This window comes from Actinokineospora baliensis, from assembly GCF_016907695.1.
Taxonomy (GTDB): Bacteria; Actinomycetota; Actinomycetes; order Mycobacteriales; family Pseudonocardiaceae; genus Actinokineospora; species Actinokineospora baliensis.
The window spans coordinates 1,689,852-1,706,186 of record NZ_JAFBCK010000001.1 but is presented as its reverse complement, the minus strand read 5'-3'; the positions used below and the strand labels follow the sequence as shown (position 1 = coordinate 1,706,186).

The 16,335-nt window shown below is 69.6% G+C and carries 20 protein-coding genes and 1 tRNA gene; 9 read left to right on the top strand and 12 right to left on the bottom strand.

All coding sequences use genetic code 11. The features are described from left to right. Positions 1–158: 158 nt before the first annotated feature. A complete protein-coding gene (locus JOD54_RS08125; protein WP_204449938.1) occupies positions 159–470 on the top strand; it encodes a WhiB family transcriptional regulator in 312 nt (103 codons plus the stop codon). Positions 471–644: 174 nt separating this feature from the next. Here JOD54_RS08125 and bagB read toward each other — a convergent pair whose 3' ends face one another. The 3 genes from bagB to JOD54_RS08110 form a co-directional block, all read right to left on the bottom strand. Next, a complete protein-coding gene (gene bagB, locus JOD54_RS08120) occupies positions 645–1,766 on the bottom strand; it encodes an ATPase BagB (RefSeq protein WP_204449937.1) in 1,122 nt (373 codons plus the stop codon). Further along, positions 1,763–2,767: an ATPase BagA gene (gene bagA / locus JOD54_RS08115; RefSeq protein ID WP_204449936.1), complete on the bottom strand. Its 1,005-nt coding sequence runs from the start codon at positions 2,765–2,767 to the stop codon at positions 1,763–1,765. Before bagA ends, bagB begins: the two co-directional genes overlap by 4 nt. Positions 2,768–2,830: 63 nt before the next feature. Continuing rightward, entirely contained in the window at positions 2,831–3,079 is a 249-nt protein-coding gene (locus JOD54_RS08110) for a hypothetical protein (RefSeq protein WP_204449935.1), read from the bottom strand. A 139-nt stretch (positions 3,080–3,218) separates the two neighbouring features. On the opposite strand from JOD54_RS08110, the gene sp36 reads away from it, so the two are divergent. From sp36 to JOD54_RS08090, 4 genes are read left to right on the top strand one after another with little or no spacing between them, the layout of a single operon-like run. Continuing rightward, positions 3,219–3,377 carry a Sp36 family protein gene (gene sp36, locus JOD54_RS08105; protein ID WP_204456144.1) on the top strand — a complete coding sequence of 53 codons (159 nt, stop codon included), beginning with the start codon at positions 3,219–3,221 and terminating at the stop codon, positions 3,375–3,377. Between the two features lies 1 nt (position 3,378). Next, complete coding sequence (locus tag JOD54_RS08100) at positions 3,379–3,834, top strand: RidA family protein (RefSeq protein WP_204449934.1); 456 nt, start codon at positions 3,379–3,381, stop codon at positions 3,832–3,834. Further along, positions 3,831–4,421 (top strand): hypothetical protein, encoded by a 591-nt coding sequence (locus JOD54_RS08095; protein WP_204449933.1) that lies wholly within the window; start codon positions 3,831–3,833, stop codon positions 4,419–4,421. Before JOD54_RS08100 ends, JOD54_RS08095 begins: the two co-directional genes overlap by 4 nt. Positions 4,422–4,446: 25 nt before the next feature. Then, the gene (locus JOD54_RS08090) at positions 4,447–5,364 is read left to right on the top strand and encodes a hypothetical protein (protein WP_204449932.1); all 918 of its coding nucleotides are present in this window, start codon (positions 4,447–4,449) and stop codon (positions 5,362–5,364) included. Positions 5,365–5,468: 104 nt separating this feature from the next. On the opposite strand, the gene JOD54_RS08085 is transcribed toward JOD54_RS08090, so the two are convergent. Both JOD54_RS08085 and JOD54_RS08080 read right to left on the bottom strand, forming a co-directional pair. After that, a tRNA-Pro gene (locus JOD54_RS08085) sits at positions 5,469–5,542 on the bottom strand. 20 nt (positions 5,543–5,562) lie between these two features. After that, the gene (locus JOD54_RS08080; RefSeq protein ID WP_204456143.1) at positions 5,563–6,516 is read right to left on the bottom strand and encodes a metallophosphoesterase; all 954 of its coding nucleotides are present in this window, start codon (positions 6,514–6,516) and stop codon (positions 5,563–5,565) included. Between the two features lie 68 nt (positions 6,517–6,584). Between JOD54_RS08080 and JOD54_RS08075 the strand changes: the two genes are divergently transcribed. After that, on the top strand, positions 6,585–7,055 hold the full coding sequence (locus JOD54_RS08075; RefSeq protein WP_204449931.1) for a GatB/YqeY domain-containing protein: 471 nt from the start codon (positions 6,585–6,587) through the stop codon (positions 7,053–7,055). Positions 7,056–7,251: 196 nt separating this feature from the next. Here JOD54_RS08075 and JOD54_RS08070 read toward each other — a convergent pair whose 3' ends face one another. Genes JOD54_RS08070 through JOD54_RS08055 form a run of 4 tightly spaced genes read right to left on the bottom strand, consistent with a single transcriptional unit; the run spans position 7,252 to position 9,742 of the window. After that, positions 7,252–7,668: a hypothetical protein gene (locus JOD54_RS08070; RefSeq protein WP_204449930.1), complete on the bottom strand. Its 417-nt coding sequence runs from the start codon at positions 7,666–7,668 to the stop codon at positions 7,252–7,254. Between the two features lie 2 nt (positions 7,669–7,670). Beyond that, on the bottom strand, positions 7,671–7,925 hold the full coding sequence (locus JOD54_RS08065) for a hypothetical protein (RefSeq protein WP_204449929.1): 255 nt from the start codon (positions 7,923–7,925) through the stop codon (positions 7,671–7,673). A gap of 8 nt (positions 7,926–7,933) precedes the next feature. Further along, complete coding sequence (locus tag JOD54_RS08060) at positions 7,934–8,611, bottom strand: Crp/Fnr family transcriptional regulator (RefSeq protein WP_204449928.1); 678 nt, start codon at positions 8,609–8,611, stop codon at positions 7,934–7,936. Positions 8,612–8,656: 45 nt separating this feature from the next. Beyond that, a complete protein-coding gene (locus JOD54_RS08055; protein ID WP_204449927.1) occupies positions 8,657–9,742 on the bottom strand; it encodes an alpha/beta hydrolase in 1,086 nt (361 codons plus the stop codon). A 57-nt stretch (positions 9,743–9,799) separates the two neighbouring features. On the opposite strand from JOD54_RS08055, the gene JOD54_RS08050 reads away from it, so the two are divergent. After that, entirely contained in the window at positions 9,800–10,357 is a 558-nt protein-coding gene (locus tag JOD54_RS08050; protein WP_204449926.1) for an NADPH-dependent FMN reductase, read from the top strand. Positions 10,358–10,393: 36 nt separating this feature from the next. Here JOD54_RS08050 and JOD54_RS08045 read toward each other — a convergent pair whose 3' ends face one another. Then, complete coding sequence (locus JOD54_RS08045) at positions 10,394–12,235, bottom strand: prolyl oligopeptidase family serine peptidase (protein WP_204449925.1); 1,842 nt, start codon at positions 12,233–12,235, stop codon at positions 10,394–10,396. Positions 12,236–12,316: 81 nt separating this feature from the next. Between JOD54_RS08045 and JOD54_RS08040 the strand changes: the two genes are divergently transcribed. Together JOD54_RS08040 and JOD54_RS08035 are read left to right on the top strand one after the other, a co-directional pair. Then, positions 12,317–12,964 carry a hypothetical protein gene (locus tag JOD54_RS08040; RefSeq protein WP_204449924.1) on the top strand — a complete coding sequence of 216 codons (648 nt, stop codon included), beginning with the start codon at positions 12,317–12,319 and terminating at the stop codon, positions 12,962–12,964. 91 nt (positions 12,965–13,055) lie between these two features. Further along, a complete protein-coding gene (locus JOD54_RS08035) occupies positions 13,056–13,730 on the top strand; it encodes a hypothetical protein (RefSeq protein ID WP_204449923.1) in 675 nt (224 codons plus the stop codon). A 165-nt stretch (positions 13,731–13,895) separates the two neighbouring features. Here JOD54_RS08035 and JOD54_RS08030 read toward each other — a convergent pair whose 3' ends face one another. Both JOD54_RS08030 and JOD54_RS08025 read right to left on the bottom strand, forming a co-directional pair. Next, the gene (locus JOD54_RS08030; RefSeq protein WP_204449922.1) at positions 13,896–14,573 is read right to left on the bottom strand and encodes a hypothetical protein; all 678 of its coding nucleotides are present in this window, start codon (positions 14,571–14,573) and stop codon (positions 13,896–13,898) included. A 300-nt stretch (positions 14,574–14,873) separates the two neighbouring features. After that, positions 14,874–16,322, bottom strand: coding sequence for a catalase (locus JOD54_RS08025; RefSeq protein WP_204449921.1), 1,449 nt, complete (start codon positions 16,320–16,322; stop codon positions 14,874–14,876). Between the last annotated feature and the right edge of the window lie 13 nt (positions 16,323–16,335).

The window sequence follows — 16,335 nt, the reverse complement described above, 5'->3', positions numbered from 1 at the left end:
AACACCTGCGTCCGTCGGCGTGTTCGATGGAACCGGGACCCAGTAATGTTCGTCAACGTCTCACGACAGCGCCGAACGGGTCCGCAGGTGGAGCTGGACGGCACCGGTACCGGGGGGTACCGGGTTCCAGGGTCGCGACGACGACAGGGGTGGGGGATATGCAGCTCGAAACTCAGCAGGCCGATTGGCGGGTCCGGGCGACGTGCCGGGACGAGGACCCCGACGGGCTCTTCGTCCGGGGCGCCGAGCAGCGCAAGGCCAAGATGGTCTGCATCGCGTGCCCGGTCCGCACCGAGTGCCTCGCGGAGGCACTGGACAACCGCATCGAGTTCGGTGTGTGGGGCGGGATGACCGAGCGGGAGCGCCGAGCGCTGCTGCGCCGCAGGCCAGACGTGCTCTCGTGGCGCGAACTGCTCGACGACGCCCGCCGCAGGCACCTCTACGACGACATCGACGCCCAGGTGGGCTGACCGGTCGACTCCCGCGGCGGCCACAACGCCGTCGCGGGGATCCGGCCGCCCTGTCGACGGAGAGGGTCGACTCGACAGGGGATCATCCCACCGGCGTTCGCCATTGCGATCAACACCGAGCGGGACCGAGGCATCGCGGCGGGGGGTCTGCCGCGGGTACCCGATCCAGCCCGGTCAGCCGCCTGCGAGGCGGTCGCCGATTTCGCGGAGTCCGGCCAGGTCGTGCACGTCGGCGGCGAGCGCGGGGACGTGTCCGAGTGCGACGGCTGGGTGTGCCTTGGTGAAGCGGGCGATCAAGCGGCGCTCGCGCTGGGCGAGGGCGACCCGGTCGGCGTGCAGGCGCAGGACCGCGGCCGCCAGTGGGGCGCCGCCGCTGGACTCCAGGTTTTCGGCGGCGCCGAGGGCTTTGGCCGCCGGGAGTTGGGCCAGTACCGGGTGGGTCCGGTTGACGACCAACCCGGCCAGGGGCATGGCCTCGTCCGCCAGCCGCTCCACGAAGTAGCTGGCCTCGCGCAACGCGTCCGGTTCCGGTGCGGCCACGACGACGAACGCTGTTCCGTTGGAGCGCAGCAGTTCGTAGGTCTTGCGGGCGCGCTCGCGGAAGCCGCCGAACATGCCGTCGAATGCCTGCACGAACGCGGACGCGTCGGCGAGCAGTTGGCCGCCGACGATGGTCGACACGGCCTTCGCGAACAGGCCGAACCCGGCGCTGACCACCTTGCGGATGCCCCAACCGCCCGCGCGGGCAGGGGCGGTCAGCAGCTTGATCATGCGGCCGTCGAGCGCGGTGGACAGCCGCTGCGGCGCGTCGAGGAAGTCCAGCGCCGAGCGCGACGGCGGGGTGTCGACGACGATCAGGTCCCAGGTGCCGTCGGCGGCGAGCTGGCCGAGCTTCTCCATCGCCATGTACTCCTGGGTGCCGGAGAAGGACGAGGAGATGGTCCGGTAGAACGGGTTGGCCAGCACCTCCTCCGCGCGCTTCTCCCCCGCGTGCGCCATCACCATGTCGTCGAATGTGCGACGCATGTCGAGCATCATCGCGCTGAGCGAACCCTTGGGCTCGAACCCCGCGACGGAGACCGCGCGCGGCACGTTGCCGAGTTCGGCCAGCCCTAGGGCTTGGGCGAGACGACGGGCCGGGTCGATGGTCAGCACCACAGTGGCGCGGCCGCGCTCAGCAGCCCGGACCGCTATAGAGGCTGCCGTGGTTGTCTTACCGACCCCGCCGGAGCCGCAGCACACGATCACCCGGGTCTCGGGGTCGTCGATGAGCGTGTCTATCTCCAAGGCGCTCACCTGACCCCCTGGTCCACGAGAACCTCGGCTAGCTCATAGAGCGTGCCTACGTCGATGCCGTCGACCTGCTCAGGTAGCTCGACCGCCGGTAGGTCGATCTCGGCTAGCTGCTCTCGCGCACGCTGCTCGGCCTGCACACGGATCGCGTGCTCCACAGTCTCTTCGACCAGCCCATCCATGTCGGCCTCAGATAGAGCCAATCCGGCGGCCTCTAGACCGGCGCGGACCCTAGAGGCGTCGACCCTGCCGTCAGCCGCGGCGGTGATCGAGCGCGCGGGCAACCGGGGTGGGCGGACGCGGTTGAGCAGGATCGCCCCCGGCCGCAGATCAGCACCGTCGAGCTCCTCGACCGCCTCGATGGTCTCGCGCACCGGCATCTCTTCGAGCAGGGTCACCAGGTGCACCGCGGTGTCACCGGAGTGCAGCAGCCGCACGACCCCGTCGCTCTGCCCCTTGATCGGCCCCACCTTCGCCAGGTCGGCCATGGCCTTGGTGACGTCGAGGAACTTCACCACCCGGCCGGTCGGCGGGGCGTCGACCACCACCGCGTCGTAGACGTGCCTGCCGGTGTCGTCGGTGCGGGTCACGCACTCCTTGATCTTCCCGGTGAGCAGGACGTCGCGCAGCCCAGGCGCCAGGGTGGTGGCGAACTCGATCGCGCCCATCTTGCGCAGCGTGCGGCCCGCGAAACCCAGGTTGTAGAACATGGACAGGTACTCCAGCAGCGCCGCCTCGACGTCCACGTGCAGCGCGCGCACCTCGCCACCGCCTGGCGCGGTGGCCACCTTCTCCTCGGAGTAGGGCAACGGCTGCGTGTCGAACAGCGCCGCGATGCCCTGCCTGCCCTCGACCTCCACCAGCAGGACCCGCTTACCGCCCGTGGCCAGCGCCAACGCCAACGCCCCAGCCACAGTGGACTTGCCCGTCCCACCCTTGCCGGTCACCACGTGCAGCCGGGCTCTGGCGATCTGCTCGGTCCAGCCGACGACAGGGGTGGTCACCATTTCAGCGTAAATGCCCGGTTACCCGACCCGCCCCCCGAGTACCGGGTGATCAGCGCCGCTTCACCCCACCAGGAGCAGCGCGGACGTGACGACACCGACCACGATCACCGCGCCCCAGACCACCCCGGCGGGCAGCACGGTGACGGTCAACACACACAGCAGGGCCAGGCCGGTGAACGACACCGCGCCGGAGATGGCCACGGTGCCCGAGCGCCCGGTCCGGTCGCGCACCTTGGCCATCGTCAGCAGCACCAGCACCAGCCCCGCGACCCCGAGCAACGCGGTGGCGATCACCCGCCAGGACTCCATGCCGGAACCGTACCGATCGCCCGGCGCATCACGCGGCGACGTGCGGGTCTTCACGGGCAGTCAACGGCTAGGGTGGGCCCCGACCTGGTCGGTCGACCGGGTCGACCTGCGACGAGGTGAGGGACCGGCCTTGGCTGAGTTGACCAAGTGGGAGTACGCCACCGTGCCGCTGCTGATCCACGCGACCAAGCAGATCCTCGACCAGTGGGGCGAGGACGGCTGGGAGCTGGTCTCGGTGCTGCCGGGGCCGACCGGCGAGCAGCTGGTCGCCTACCTCAAGCGCCCCAAGGGGGCCTGAGGTGAGCTGGCGCGCGCGACTGGCCGACCTGGGTGTCGAACTCCCCCCGGTGGCCGCCCCGATCGGGTCCTACGTCCCGGCCTCCCGCTCAGGGTCGCTGGTGTTCACCGCGGGTCAGCTGCCCGTGGTCGGCGGTGAGCCGCTGGCCACCGGCAAGGTCGGCGCCGAGGTGAGCCCCGAAGAGGCGCAGCAGCTGGCCAAGGTGGCCGCGCTCAACGCCCTCGCCGCGATCGACAACCTGGTCGGCCTCGACGCCGTGGTCCGCGTGGTCAAGGTCGTCGGGTTCGTCGCCTCCGCCGAGGGGTTCACCGGCCAGCCCGCGGTGCTCAACGGCGCGTCGGACTTCCTCGGCGAGGTGTTCGGCGAAGCCGGGGTGCACGCCAGGTCCGCGGTCGGGGTCAGCGAACTGCCGCGCGGCGTGCCGGTCGAGGTCGAGCTGACGGTGGAGGTCGCGTGAGCGCCCACGAACTGCTGCTGCGCCTGGCGGGCAGGCTCAACGACCGCCAGCTGTGGCGCTTCCGCGACTGGCTGGCCGCCGACGCCGCCGACGCGGTGGCCAGGGCGCTGCCGCTGACCCTGCTGCGCGAGCGGGTCGCGATCACCCCCGAGGAGTACCGGCTCGCGGTCAGCTCGCTGATGAGCCACGGCGCCGACGCGGAGAAGCTCAACGCGCTCGGGTGGGTGGACGAAATCGGCGAACTCGACTACACCTTCTCCGCGGAGTCGCCCGAATGGGTGAGCATGGGTGATTCGGTCGCCGTCGTGCTCAGCGCGATGCTGCGCGGTCGACCCGAGGTGGTCGAGGCGCGGTCGAGCTGGCGCCGGGGTCGGTCAGCCGGGTCGGTCGCCCGGGTCGTGCTGGTCACCACGACCGGTGACGCGCCGAGGTTGACCGGCGAGCTGCAGCGGGTGCTGCGCGCTCTGGGCACTTACGAGCCCGCCGTCGAGGTGCTGCCGGTCGGCACCGAGTTGCCGAGGTACCACCAGGCCGCGCTGGCGGCCTCGGAACCACTGGTCGCCGAGGGCCACCTGGTTCCCAGCTAGGCGCTCGCACGAGAGGGGACAGAACGTGACGCAGGTCTCGCCAGGCAAGGGTTCGTGGGCGGGGGTGGCGCTGCCGGTCCGCGTGCACGACATCCTGCTGGTCCTCGCGGGCAGGTTGGACGACGACGCGCTCGCCGACGCCAGGGAGCTGCTGGCTTCCGCCGAGGTCGACCGGGCGCTGGAGCTGATCGCGGGCTGCCTGGTGGCTGGCCCGGTCGGGGTCAGCAAGGGCGAGCGCGACGAGCTGCTGGCGCTGTTCGCCGCGGCCAACGCCGACCCGTCGGTGGTCGAGCGGCTGCGGCTGGTCGACCCGGAGGTGATGACCAGGCACCGCTTCGGCGCGGGCAAGGTCGACGGCATCGGCGCCGAACAGGGCGTCGCCGAGGCGATCAGCAAGGTCCTCGACGCCCTGCCCGACATCCGCGCCGTCTGGGCCGTCTGGCGGCTCACCCCGTCCGGCTCGGCCACCGGCGCCGTCCCGCACCGCGTCGTCCTGATCGGCGTCGGCCCCACGGGCTCCGCCGCCGCGACGGCCTTCCGGGTCGAACACGCGATGCGCCGAACCGGCCTGACCGCCTCCGTAGAGGTCCTCCGCGACGGCACCGAACCAACCGACTACCACCACACGGCGATGCGGTACGCGACCGAGGTCGTGGTCCCCCGCACCCCGCCTGCCCCAGCGGTCAAGGCGGTTTCGAAGGTCGCAGAAGTCTGGTCCGCCAAGGACGAACCAACGGACGACTCACTCAACGACCAGGAACTCGGCCTCCTGCGCCAACTCCAGGAAGAACTCGCCCGCCGCGAGCAAACCCCGGACACCCCCGCCACCGACTGGCAGGGCGAACTAGGCCCCACCGAAGGCGCCCCGTTCGACTGGCACGAGGCCAACAGCTCCACCATGGTCAACGGCGTCCCACTGCAGAACCCGGACAGCCACAACTGATCCAGCTCGCCAAGAGGGGCCCTGCGGGGCCCCTCTTCTGCTGGGGAGTCAAGGAACCAAACGAGATCAGGGCCACCGAGAATCTTCGGTGGCCCTGACCTGTGTCGGGGTGACAGGATTTGAACCTGCGACCTCTTCGTCCCGAACGAAGCGCGCTACCAAGCTGCGCCACACCCCGATAGTGGAACGGTCAGAAGTCTAACGGACCCGTGCGCTGGCTCCGAACCGGGCTCCCTTAGAGCCTTCCAGCGCTGGATCCGAGCTGGTCAGGCGGGGTACGAGGGTCAGAAGGCTGGCCTCGGGCGGGCAGGCGAAGCGGACCGGGGCGTAGGGCGAGGTCCCCAGACCGGCGGACACGTGCAGCCAGGTGTGGGAGCCCCAGCGGGAACTGCCCCGCGCTCGGCCCCGGTCGAGTTCGCAGTTGGTGACCAGGGCGCCGTACCCGGGGATCCGCAGCTGCCCGCCGTGGGTGTGGCCCGCCAGCACGAGGTCGTAGCCGTCTTCGGCGAAGCGGTCCAGGACGCGGGGTTCCGGGGAGTGGGTGACCCCGAGGCGGAGGGTGGCTTGGCGGTCGGGTTTGCCCGCGATGTCGTCGTAGCGGTCGCGGCGGAGGTGGGGGTCGTCCACGCCCGCGGCGGCGATGGTGCGGCCGTCGACGGTGAAGAGGGTGCGGTTGTGGGTGAGGTCGATCCAGCCGCGCTCCAGCATGGCGGCGCGCAGGTCCTTCCAGGGCAGGGGGATGCCGTGGATGCGCTTGTTCGAGGGGAACAGGTAGCGCGCGGGGTTCTTGGGCTTGGGCGCGTAGTAGTCGTTGCTGCCGAAGACGAACACGCCCGGCCGGTTCAGCAGGGGACCCAGCGCGCGCACGACGGCGGGCACGGCCTGCTTGTGCGCGAGGTTGTCACCGGTGTTGACGACCAGGTCGGGGTTGAGTTCGTCGAGGGCGGCCACCCACCGCTGCTTCGACTTCTGGCCCGGGAGCATGTGCAGGTCGGAGATGTGCAGGATCCGCAGCGGCCGGGCACCCTCGGCGAGCACCGGCAGGGTCGCCTGGCGAAGGGTCCACCGGGTCCGCTCGTACCCCGCGGCGTAGGCGATGGTCGCCGCGCCCAGCGCGGCGGTGCCGATGGCGATGCGACCGAGGGTCTTCACTGCGTCACTCACACCCACGAGGGTACGGGTTCGCCGCGCCGGGGCTGAACGATCAGTACTGTTCCCCCATGGCCGAGCTGAAGAACCGACTCCAGGCAGACCTCACCGCCGCGATGAAGAACCGGGAGAAGACCCGGCTCGCGACCCTGCGCATGGCGTTGGCCGCGGTCACGACCGAGGAGGTCGCGGGCACCGAAGCCCGCGAACTGACCGACGACGAGGTGCTCAAGGTGCTGGCCCGCGAGGTCCGCAAGCGCAAGGAGGCCGCCGAGGCGTTCTCGGGCGCGGGCCGGGCCGAGCAGGCCCAGTTGGAGCTGGACGAGGCGGAGGTCCTCACCGCCTACCTGCCCAAGCAACTCGACGACACCGAGATCGCCGCCCTCGTCGACGAGGCCGTCGCCGAGGTCACCACCCAGCTGGGTGAAGCCCCGGGGCCGAGGCAGATGGGCCAGATCATGAAGGCCGCCAACACCAAAATCGCAGGCCGCGCCGACGGCGGCCGCGTCGCAGCCGTGGTGAAGGCCAAGCTCACCGGCTGACGACTGGTCTACCGCGTGGCGCTCGCCTTCAGGTGGCGCGCTTCGTTCGGGACGAAGAGGTCGCAGGTTCACATCCTGTCACCCCGACACAGGTCAGGCCCTGTCCACCGAGGCGTGGACAGGGCCTGATTTCTGCTCTGGGCGACTACACGCGTCTGCGCGGCCACCGCCCGCTCGAGGAGCGCATGAGCATGGGTCAAGAGCCATGCATGATCAGGGTTGCGATGTCCTGACGATCCTTCGGCCGGTTGAGAGACCGCTTGTAGGCGAGGACATCAGACAGCGAAGCGAATCGGATGCCCGCGATGAGGTCAGCCCGCTCGATCAAGTCATCGGTGTCCCAGTCCGCAGAAACCCACCGCTGCGAGAACTGGATGCGACCGTCGCAGACCGTTCGTACCGGGTCGCCGGTGATCTCGCCGCGGGCGGCCTTGCCGTACGAAGATATCTGACACCACAGGCTGTCGCGGACCACGATGTCCAAGTCACGCACTTCGCCACACAATCCGTGCGCAAGTAGCGGAGCACTGCCGAACACCACGTAGTCATCCGGGGGCAGGTGGAGCTCCCGCAGGCTCCGGATCAGGCAGTGCTCCAACAAGGTCGTCGTCACAGTCACCCCTTGCGCCGGGGATGCTGGAACAACCGCCGCGGGTCGGATCCGCTTGGAGCAGCAGGGTCTTCAACCGCCTTGTCGTTGTACGCCCGGATGATCTCTGCACGATCCTGGGGTTCGACGCCTTCAAGTGCCTTTGAGAACCGGTGGGTCTCCGAGACCTGACCTATCCGGTAACGCTGGAGCGCGAACCATGCCTTCACCGTGCCGCCCGCGGCGATCACCAATCCCGACACGACGATCTCCCAGGACACCTGCCGCCTCACAATGAGGCGGTGCGATCGCCGGAGGCGATCGCACGCAGGTACGGAAGGTCCCGCACGAGCAGCATGCGCCTACCGGTGTCGATGATCTTCTGTTCGCGGAAGGCCCGGACGATCTTCTTCACCGAGTCCAGCGAGGCGCCGGTCAGGCTGGCGAGATCGGACTGGCTGAACACGAACGTGGGGCCATCGGTCGACTCATTCGCCAGACCCAGATCCATCAACTCAAGCAATGCCTTGGCCAGGCGCTGCTCGGCCGCCAGTTCAGACTCCGCGACCTTGCGAGTGGCCTGGTCAACTCGCTCGTCAGCTGCGGCGAGCTGTGCGTGCATGGCGCGGGGGTTGGCATAGAGGAACTCCACCCAAACCGGGCCGGGGACATGCAAGACTTCCACTTCACCCAACGCGATGACACTGGCCGAACGCGGCTTACGCCGAATGGGGGCCATCTCGCCAACAATGTCGCCTGGTCCACGTACGGCGACGATCCTGGCCGGTCTGCCGACTACGACCTTGACGTGCCCCTTGCGGATCAGGAGGACGAAGTCGGTCGTCTCACCCTCGCTGATGAAGGTGTGCCCCCCGTCGCGACGCAGGACCTGCCCCTTGGACTCCAACTCCACACGCTCCTCGTCGGTAAGGAGAAGCGCGCCCTGATCAAGTAGCGACCCTGCCATGTTCCTTAGTGTACTTTTACACCAAGATACGGGCAACCCGCTCTACTAGGCCAGAGTCAGGGCAGCACGGAGGGTGGTGGTGGCTTCTTGGAGGGCTTGGGTGAAGCGGGGGCCTGCGGCGAGGAAGTTGATGTAGCCGTGGATTAGGTCGGGGTGGCGGGTGTGGATCACGGGGATTTGGGCGGCTCGTAGGGCGTTGGCGTAGGCCTCGCCCTCGTCGCGGAGGGGGTCGAAGCCTGCGGTGGCTATGTAGGCGGGTGCGACGGTGGAGAGGTCGGGGGCTTTTAGGGGGGAGAAGCGGGGGTCGGGGCGGGTGGAGCGGTCGGGACCGTAGTGGTTGAGGAACCAGTCGATGTCGTTGTCGGTTAGGAGGTAGCCGGTGGCGAATAGGTCGCGGGAGCGGCGGCGGACGGTGGCGTCTACGCCGGGGTAGAAGAGGAGTTGGAAGGCTGGGCGGGGGCCGGGGGTGAGGGACGCCTGGAGGGCGGTTACGGCAGCCAGGTTGCCGCCTGCGGAGTCGCCGCCTACGGCGATTCGGGTGGGGTCGACGCCTAGGGAGTCGGCGTGTTTGACCGACCAGTTGAACGCGGCGAGGGCGTCGTCGACGGCTGCTGGGAAGGGGTGTTCGGGGGCTAGGCGGTAGTCGACGGAGAGGACCTTTACTTCCGCGTGCTTGGCGATGAAGCGGCAGGGGTTGTCGTGGGTGTCCAGGTTGCCGATGACCCAGCCGCCGCCGTGGAAGAAGAGGAGTAGTGGGGCGTTGTCGGAGACCGACTGGGGCGTATAGAGGCGGGCGGGGATGCCGTCCAGGTCTAGGGCTCTTACGGCTACCGGCTCGATCGGCTCGCCGCCGATAAGGCGGGTGGAGGACACCATGTCGGCGCGGGACTTCGCGGGCTCGCGGGCGGTTAGGCCGTCTCCGGTGACGAAGCGGTTCAGCGCCAAGAGGAACTGGGCGTCGAGGGCCAACTCCTGGCCGTCGACCCTGATGGGCCTGCCTGCGATGAGGCGGCGGATCGGACGGGGCAGGGCGAAGATGGCCCGCACGGCGGCGGCCAGCACCCGGGTCGGGATCGCGTCGAGCAGCACCGAGGAGACGTTACTGCCCAGTAGGCAAGTGGGCAACGCCATCGGAACACCGCCGCTTGGAGGTCGTCGGGCCACCCCCAGCGGTGGAAGGATGGTCGAGTGACGGTCTCAGTGGTGGGAATCGGCGGGTCGCTGCGCCCGGACTCGCAGTCCGAGCGCGCGCTGCGCCTCGTGCTCGCCGGCGCCGCGGAGGCGGGCGCCAAGACGACCGCCCTGTCGGGCGCTGACCTGGTCCTCCCCTTCTACGACCCGGCGGTGCCCGAGCGCACCGACGCCGCGCGCAGGCTGGTGGACGAGCTGCGGGAGGCCGACGGGGTCATCCTGGTCTCCCCCGGCTACCACGGGACCGTGTCCGGCCTGGTCAAGAACGCCCTGGACTACGTGGAGGACCTGCGCGAGGACGAGCGGGTGTACCTCGACGGCCGCGCTGTGGGCTGCGTGGCGACCGCGGCGGGGTGGCAGGCGGCGGTGAACACGCTGACCGCGCTGCGTGCGGTGACCCACGCCCTTCGCGGCTGGCCGACCCCGCTCGGCGCGGCCATCAACTCGATCCACACCAAGTTCGACGAGGCGGGCGGCTGCTCCGACCCCGGCGTGCCGTCGACCTTGCGGACCATCGGGCTGCAGGTGGCCGAGTTCGCGTTGGCCAGGGCCTGAGCGGCCGACCCGGCGAGGGGTCGGCCGCGTCCCGGCTCAGCGGAGCTTGAGGGCCCGCAGCGCGAAGTGCACCTCGATCAGCGACTGCTTGATCGTCTCGGCTACCACCAGGGACCCGTGGCCCGCGTCGTACCGGTAGACCTCGTAGGGCTGTTCGCGCGCGGCGAGCCGGTCGAGGTAGTTGTCGATCTGGCGGATCGGGCACCTCGGGTCGTTCTCGCCCGCGAGCACGAGCACCGGTACGCGCACGTTGTCGACGTAGGTGATCGGGGAGCACTCTTCATAGAGGGACTTCAGTTCGGCAGGGGAACCTCCGAAGAGGGCTCTGTCGAACGCGCGTAGTGGCTCCATCTCGTCCTCGTACGCGGCGAGGTAGTCCGCGACAGGAACGCCGGCGACGCCAGCGGCCCATAGGTCGGGCTGCGTACCTAGCGCCAACAGCGCCAGGTAACCGCCCCACGACGCGCCGTTCACTACGCAGCGGGCTGGGTCCGCGAGGCCAGATGACACTGCCCACTCGTGCACGGCAGCGACGTCAGCGAGCTCCGTGAGCCCGGGCTTGCCCTCGATCGCGTCACGCCAAGCGGAGCCGTAGCCGGTGGAGCCCCGGTAGTTCACGTGAACTACGGCGAACCCCGCATCGACCCACATGGCACGGTAGGCGGAGAACCGGTCCTCGTCCGCAGCGTGCGGACCCCCGTGCAGCGTGAACACGGTCGGCAGAGGTCCCTCTGGCGCGTCCACCGGGCGGGCAACCAGCGCGTGCACAGTGCCGTTCTCGGTCTCTACGAAGGCATCCGTAAGAGGAGCGCTGGTGGGCGCGCGGTCGCCGGGCGGCGTAAGGAGGACGCGATCGGTGCCGTCACTGAACAGCGCGCGGACCGCGGACGGCTCAGCGGCGTTGGACCAGGAGTACTCGACGGTGCCGTCCGGCCGGGTGTGCGCCGATCCGATCGTCCCGGGTGGAGTATCCAATGTAGACAAAGTGCCGGTAGCGATGTCGTACCGGTGCAGCGTGTTCCGCGCCTGGTGCGTGTGCGCGACCAACAGCGCGGTGCCATCCGTGTACCAGTCGGCGGCGACCTCGCCCGGCAGGTCGAGCACGATCTCTTGCTCGGAGTCCGCAGCGACGTCCCAGATCAGCAGCTCTTCGCGTCCGCGGCGCTCGTGCAGCACCAAGAGGCGCGAGTCGCCGATCACCGGGCTGAACGCGATGCCGCTAAGACCCAGACCCTTGCCGTCCCACTTCTCCGCGACCGTAGTGCCGTCCGCGACAGACACGACACGCAGCGCCGGGTGGCGGTTGTCGCCGTGTTCGGAGTGCGCGATCGCTAGGAGGGTCTCGTCGTAGGAGAGTGCGGCGACGCCACCGTCGTGCTCGTTCTGGTAGATCACCTCCGCGTCGGCCCCACTACGCGACAGGTAGATGGTCGTGCCGTCGTCGTCGGCAACGCCTACGACGCTCACCTCGTCGCCGATCTCCAGGCCCGCCGGGTACCCGGCCTTCGCGCCCGCCACGCCCGGCTGGGCCTCCGCGCCCGCGGGGCGGCCCGCGAACGGCTCGGCCACCCAGGTGCCGAACTCGTCGCCGTCGGTGTCGGCGAACCACCAGATCTGCTCGCCGTCCGGCGAGACCGTGCCGTGCAGGGTGCCGTTGGGCCGGTCGGTGACCTGGCGGTGCGTGTCGGTGGCCCGGTCCCACGCGTAGACCTCCCACACCCCGCTGGCGTTGGAGACGTACACGGTCCGGTCCGGGGCCTGCAGCGCCCAGTCCGGCAGGCTGACCCTGGCGGCGTGGAAGCGCGCCCGCCAGCGGGCCTCGGCCTGGTCGTCGGCGAACAGGCGGTCCGGTACCTCGGCGACTGGATGAGTGCTCACCCGACCGATCCTGCCAGGCCGCTAGACTGTCGTCGCCCGCTGATCGAGCGGGAACACACCTCGCCTGGGGGCGGTGTCACGATGTCCGAGCAGCCCTGGGCCGCGCAGCAACCTCCGCTGCCCTCCATCTTCCCGCCGGTCCCGCCGACGCCGCCCAAGCGGCGCGCGACCTGGATCTGGGTGGCCCTCGGCGTTGTCCTGGTCGTGCTGGCGGGCACCACGGCGTGGCTGGCGATCGACACCTCGTCCGGCGAGCCACCCGCGCAGCGCGCCGAGGAGACCCGGGTCGTCGAGGTCAAGACCGTGGACGGGTACAGCGCGCTGGACCTGCCCGTCGACTGGCGGGAACTGCCAGAGGAGTACCGCGCCGAGCAGGCCGTGCTCACCTACGGGCAGATCTTCCAGGAGCGCTACCTCATGGTGCTCACCGACGAGAAGGCCGACTTCAGCGACTTCGCCGACTACGAGGACACCGCGATCCTGACGATGGCGGAGATGCCCTTCGAGACCCCCAAGGTCGGCGCCGCGACGCCGGTGCGGATCGGCGCGTTCGAGGCGGTGCGCTACGAGGTGACCGGGGTGTTCGAGGGCGAGCCGTGCGTGTTCTGGTTCACCCTGGTCAACGGCGGGCGCCGGTTCCACCAGGTGATCACCTGGACGCTGGAGTCGCGCCGGGCCAGCGCGGGGCCAGCGCTGGAGAAGGTGGCGGCGACCTTCCGCGAGATCTGAGGATCCACGCTGGTCAGACCCCCCGATTCGAACGTTTGTGTCATACCCCGGCGGTAGACTGGAGATCGACACCGACCCGAGGGAGGGGCCTATGGGCACGACGGCGGGAGCAGGGGCAGACGTGGCGCGGCGGGCAGGCGCGGTGGTGACGAGCGCGACGGCGTTCGCCGAGTACGCGGCTGGCGGGCGGGCCAGGCGCACCGAGATCGTGGTGTCGGCGCACGAGCGGGAGGGCGTGCCCGACCACTACGGGCGGATCTTCTACCAGGCGATCCTCGCCGCCATCGACGTGGCGGCGCGGGCCGAGGACCCGGCGGCGGTGCTCGCCGATGTGGTGGCCGAGGCTGAAACGGCCGGGGTGAGCGGGCAGCCGAGGGCGTACGAGGAGGTCGCGGCGGGGTTCCTCGCGTGGTGGCGCAAGGCGAAGCTGACCGCGGTCGACTGCGGGGCGACGATCCTGCGGGTGGACGGGCTGGAGTTGACGGTCGCGCCGCACCTGGCCGTGCGCGGCCGCTCCGGGGGGCTTCAGGTCGTGCTGTTCCACCTGAAGGAGGCGCCGCTGACGCGCGACGGCGCGAACGCCGCGCTGCGGCTGCTGGCGGTGTGCGCGGCCGACCTGCTGCCGGGCGCCGAGCCGCTGGTGGTCGACGTGCGCCGGGCGAGGGAGTACCGGCTTTCGCGCGGCACGAATCTGGACAACCTCGACGCGTGGTTGGCCGCGGAGGCCGCCGCGTACACCGCGCACTGGCATTCCACCGCCTCTTGATGCACCCCTGAATGCACGAATTCACCGCCGTTGCCAGCGGGCGGGGCATTTCTTGCGGCGTGAAATAAAGAGGCCGGTAATCCGACCCGGAGGCGGATCGGATTACCGGCTCTCGTGCGCCACTATCGGCACACACCAGGTACTGCGGTTACCACTGGCGCTCGGTTACCCGAGCAGGCCACCCACGAGCGGCAGGCCACCGAGCAGGCCGGTCAGCAGGCTGGCGCCCGGGATCGAGCTGGTGAGGCCACCGAGCAGGCCGGTCGCCGCGGAGGTGCCCGGCAGGCCGCCGGTCAGACCGCCGGTCAGGCCACCCACGAGCGGGAGACCGCCGAGCAGACCGGTCAGCGCGCCGAGGCCCGGCAGACCGCCGGTCAGGCCACCGGTGGAGGGCAGACCAACCGGCAGACCACCGGTCGGCAGGCCGCCCAGCAGGGAGGTCAGCAGGTTGGTGACGGTGTTGATCAGGCCCTGCAGGCCGCTGAGGCCGGGCAGGTTGCCCACCGGCAGACCGCCGGTGAGGCCGCCGAGGTCGGGAATCGGCAAGCCGGGGACCGGCAGGCCGGGAAGGATGCGCTGCAACTCGCCCAAGGCCGCATCCAACTTGAGCGCTGTCTCGTCCCCGGATTGGGCCAGGGAAGAGCGCAGGTCGGCGAAGGCTGTCTGGACACCTGCGAGGTCCTCGTTGGCGACGGCCGTCTGCAGCGCGTTGTCAGCCGTCATGATCCGCTCGACGGACGCCGAGGAGATGGTGGCTGTGTCAGCCTGTGCCATTCCGGCACTACCGAGGGCGAGAACACTTCCCGTGGCAACCACGGCGACGAAACGAGCGATCTTGTTCATCGAGTTTCTCCTTGTCGGTTGTCCATGGTGTGGACAACCAACTCAGTACCGGGGAATGGCGGAGAAAACCATTTCTGCCCGAACGGGCAATCGCCGATCAATCGGAGCGTTAGCGGTTTGCATTCGACGGCAGTGACCGAAGGGTGAGCGATCGTCACCGAACGTGAAAATGATCATTACTTCTCTCGGGACCGCCCACCGCGTGCCCCGACAGCGGAGCGGCCGTCGCACATTCGGGGGCGATTGACCGCGACCCCGACCGGTCGGGTGACGGGGCGGGGTCGCGGTTCCACGAGGTGCTTACTCCGCCAACCCGTCAGCCACCTTGTCGCCGATGGTCTTGTCGACGTTTCGCCAGTACTCGACCACGCGCCGCAGCACAGGGGCGCTCACGTCCTCGGACGCGTGCCCGATGATGTTCGCGGCGAGCCGATCGCGCTGCGCGTCGTCCATGACAGAGCGGACGAGGGTGCCCGGCTGCCCCCAGTCGTCGTCTTCGCTGTGCAGCCGGTAGGCCGAGCGGATGACCTCGTCCTCGATGCCGTAGTTCGCCACGGTCTCCCCCGCGTAAGAGGCGTCCGCGTGGGGGCCGCCGTAAGAGTTCGGCGCGTACACGGGGTCGCTCGGGTTGGCGTAGCGCATGGCGCCGTCCTTGGCGTAGCTGTTCACCGGCGCCTTGGCGGCGTTGACCGGGAGCTGGCTGTAGTTCGTGCCGATGCGGTAGCGGTGCGCGTCCGGGTACGCGAAGAGCCGACCTTGCAGCATCTTGTCCGGCGACGGCCCGATGCCCGGCACGAGGTTCGACGGCTCGAAGGCGGCCTGCTCGACCTGGGCGAAGTAGTTCTCCGGGTTGCGGTCGAGCACGTACCGGCCGACCTTGATCAGCGGGTAGTCGCCGTGCGACCACACCTTGGTCAGGTCGAACGGGTTGAACCGGTAGTCCGCGGCGTCGGTGTAGGGCATGACCTGGACGTAGAGGGTCCAGCTCGGGTGGTTGCCCGCCTTGATCGCGCCGAAGAGGTCGCGGATGTAGTGGTCGGCGTCCTCCCCCGCGATCCGGTCGGCGTCGGCTTGGGCGAGGTAGCCGATGCCCTGGTCGGTCTTGAAGTGGTACTTGACCCAGAACCGCTGACCGCCCGCGTTCTCCCACAGGTAGGTGTGCGAGCCGTAGCCGTTCATCTCCCGCCAGTTCGACGGGATGCCGCGGTCGCCCATCAGCCAGGTCACCTGGTGCGCGGACTCGGGGCGCAGCGTCCAGAAGTCCCATTGCATGTCGTGGTCGCGCAGGTTGTTGTCGGCGCGGCGCTTCTGGGAGCGGATGAAGTCGGGGAACTTGATCGGGTCGCGGATGAAGAACACCGGGGTGTTGTTGCCGACCAGGTCGTAGTTGCCCTCGCTGGTGTAGAGCTTCACGGCGAACCCGCGCGGGTCGCGCCATGTGTCCGGTGAGCCGTGCTCGCCCGCGACCGAGGAGAAGCGGATCACGCTCTCGGTGCGGGTGCCCGGCTGGAACACCGCGGCCTTGGTGAACTGGCTGACGTCCTCGGTCACCTCGAGGAAGCCGAAAGCGCCGCCGCCCTTGGCGTGCACCACCCGTTCGGGGACGCGCTCGCGGTTGAACTGCGCGTTCTTCTCGATCAAGTAGTTGTCCTGCAGCAGGATCGGACCGTTGGCGCCGAGGGTCAGCGAGTCGTTGTCGCTGCCGACGGGGATACCCGCGTTGTTGGTGGTGGGCCGGGTCGAGCTCATGGTCGCCTCCGCG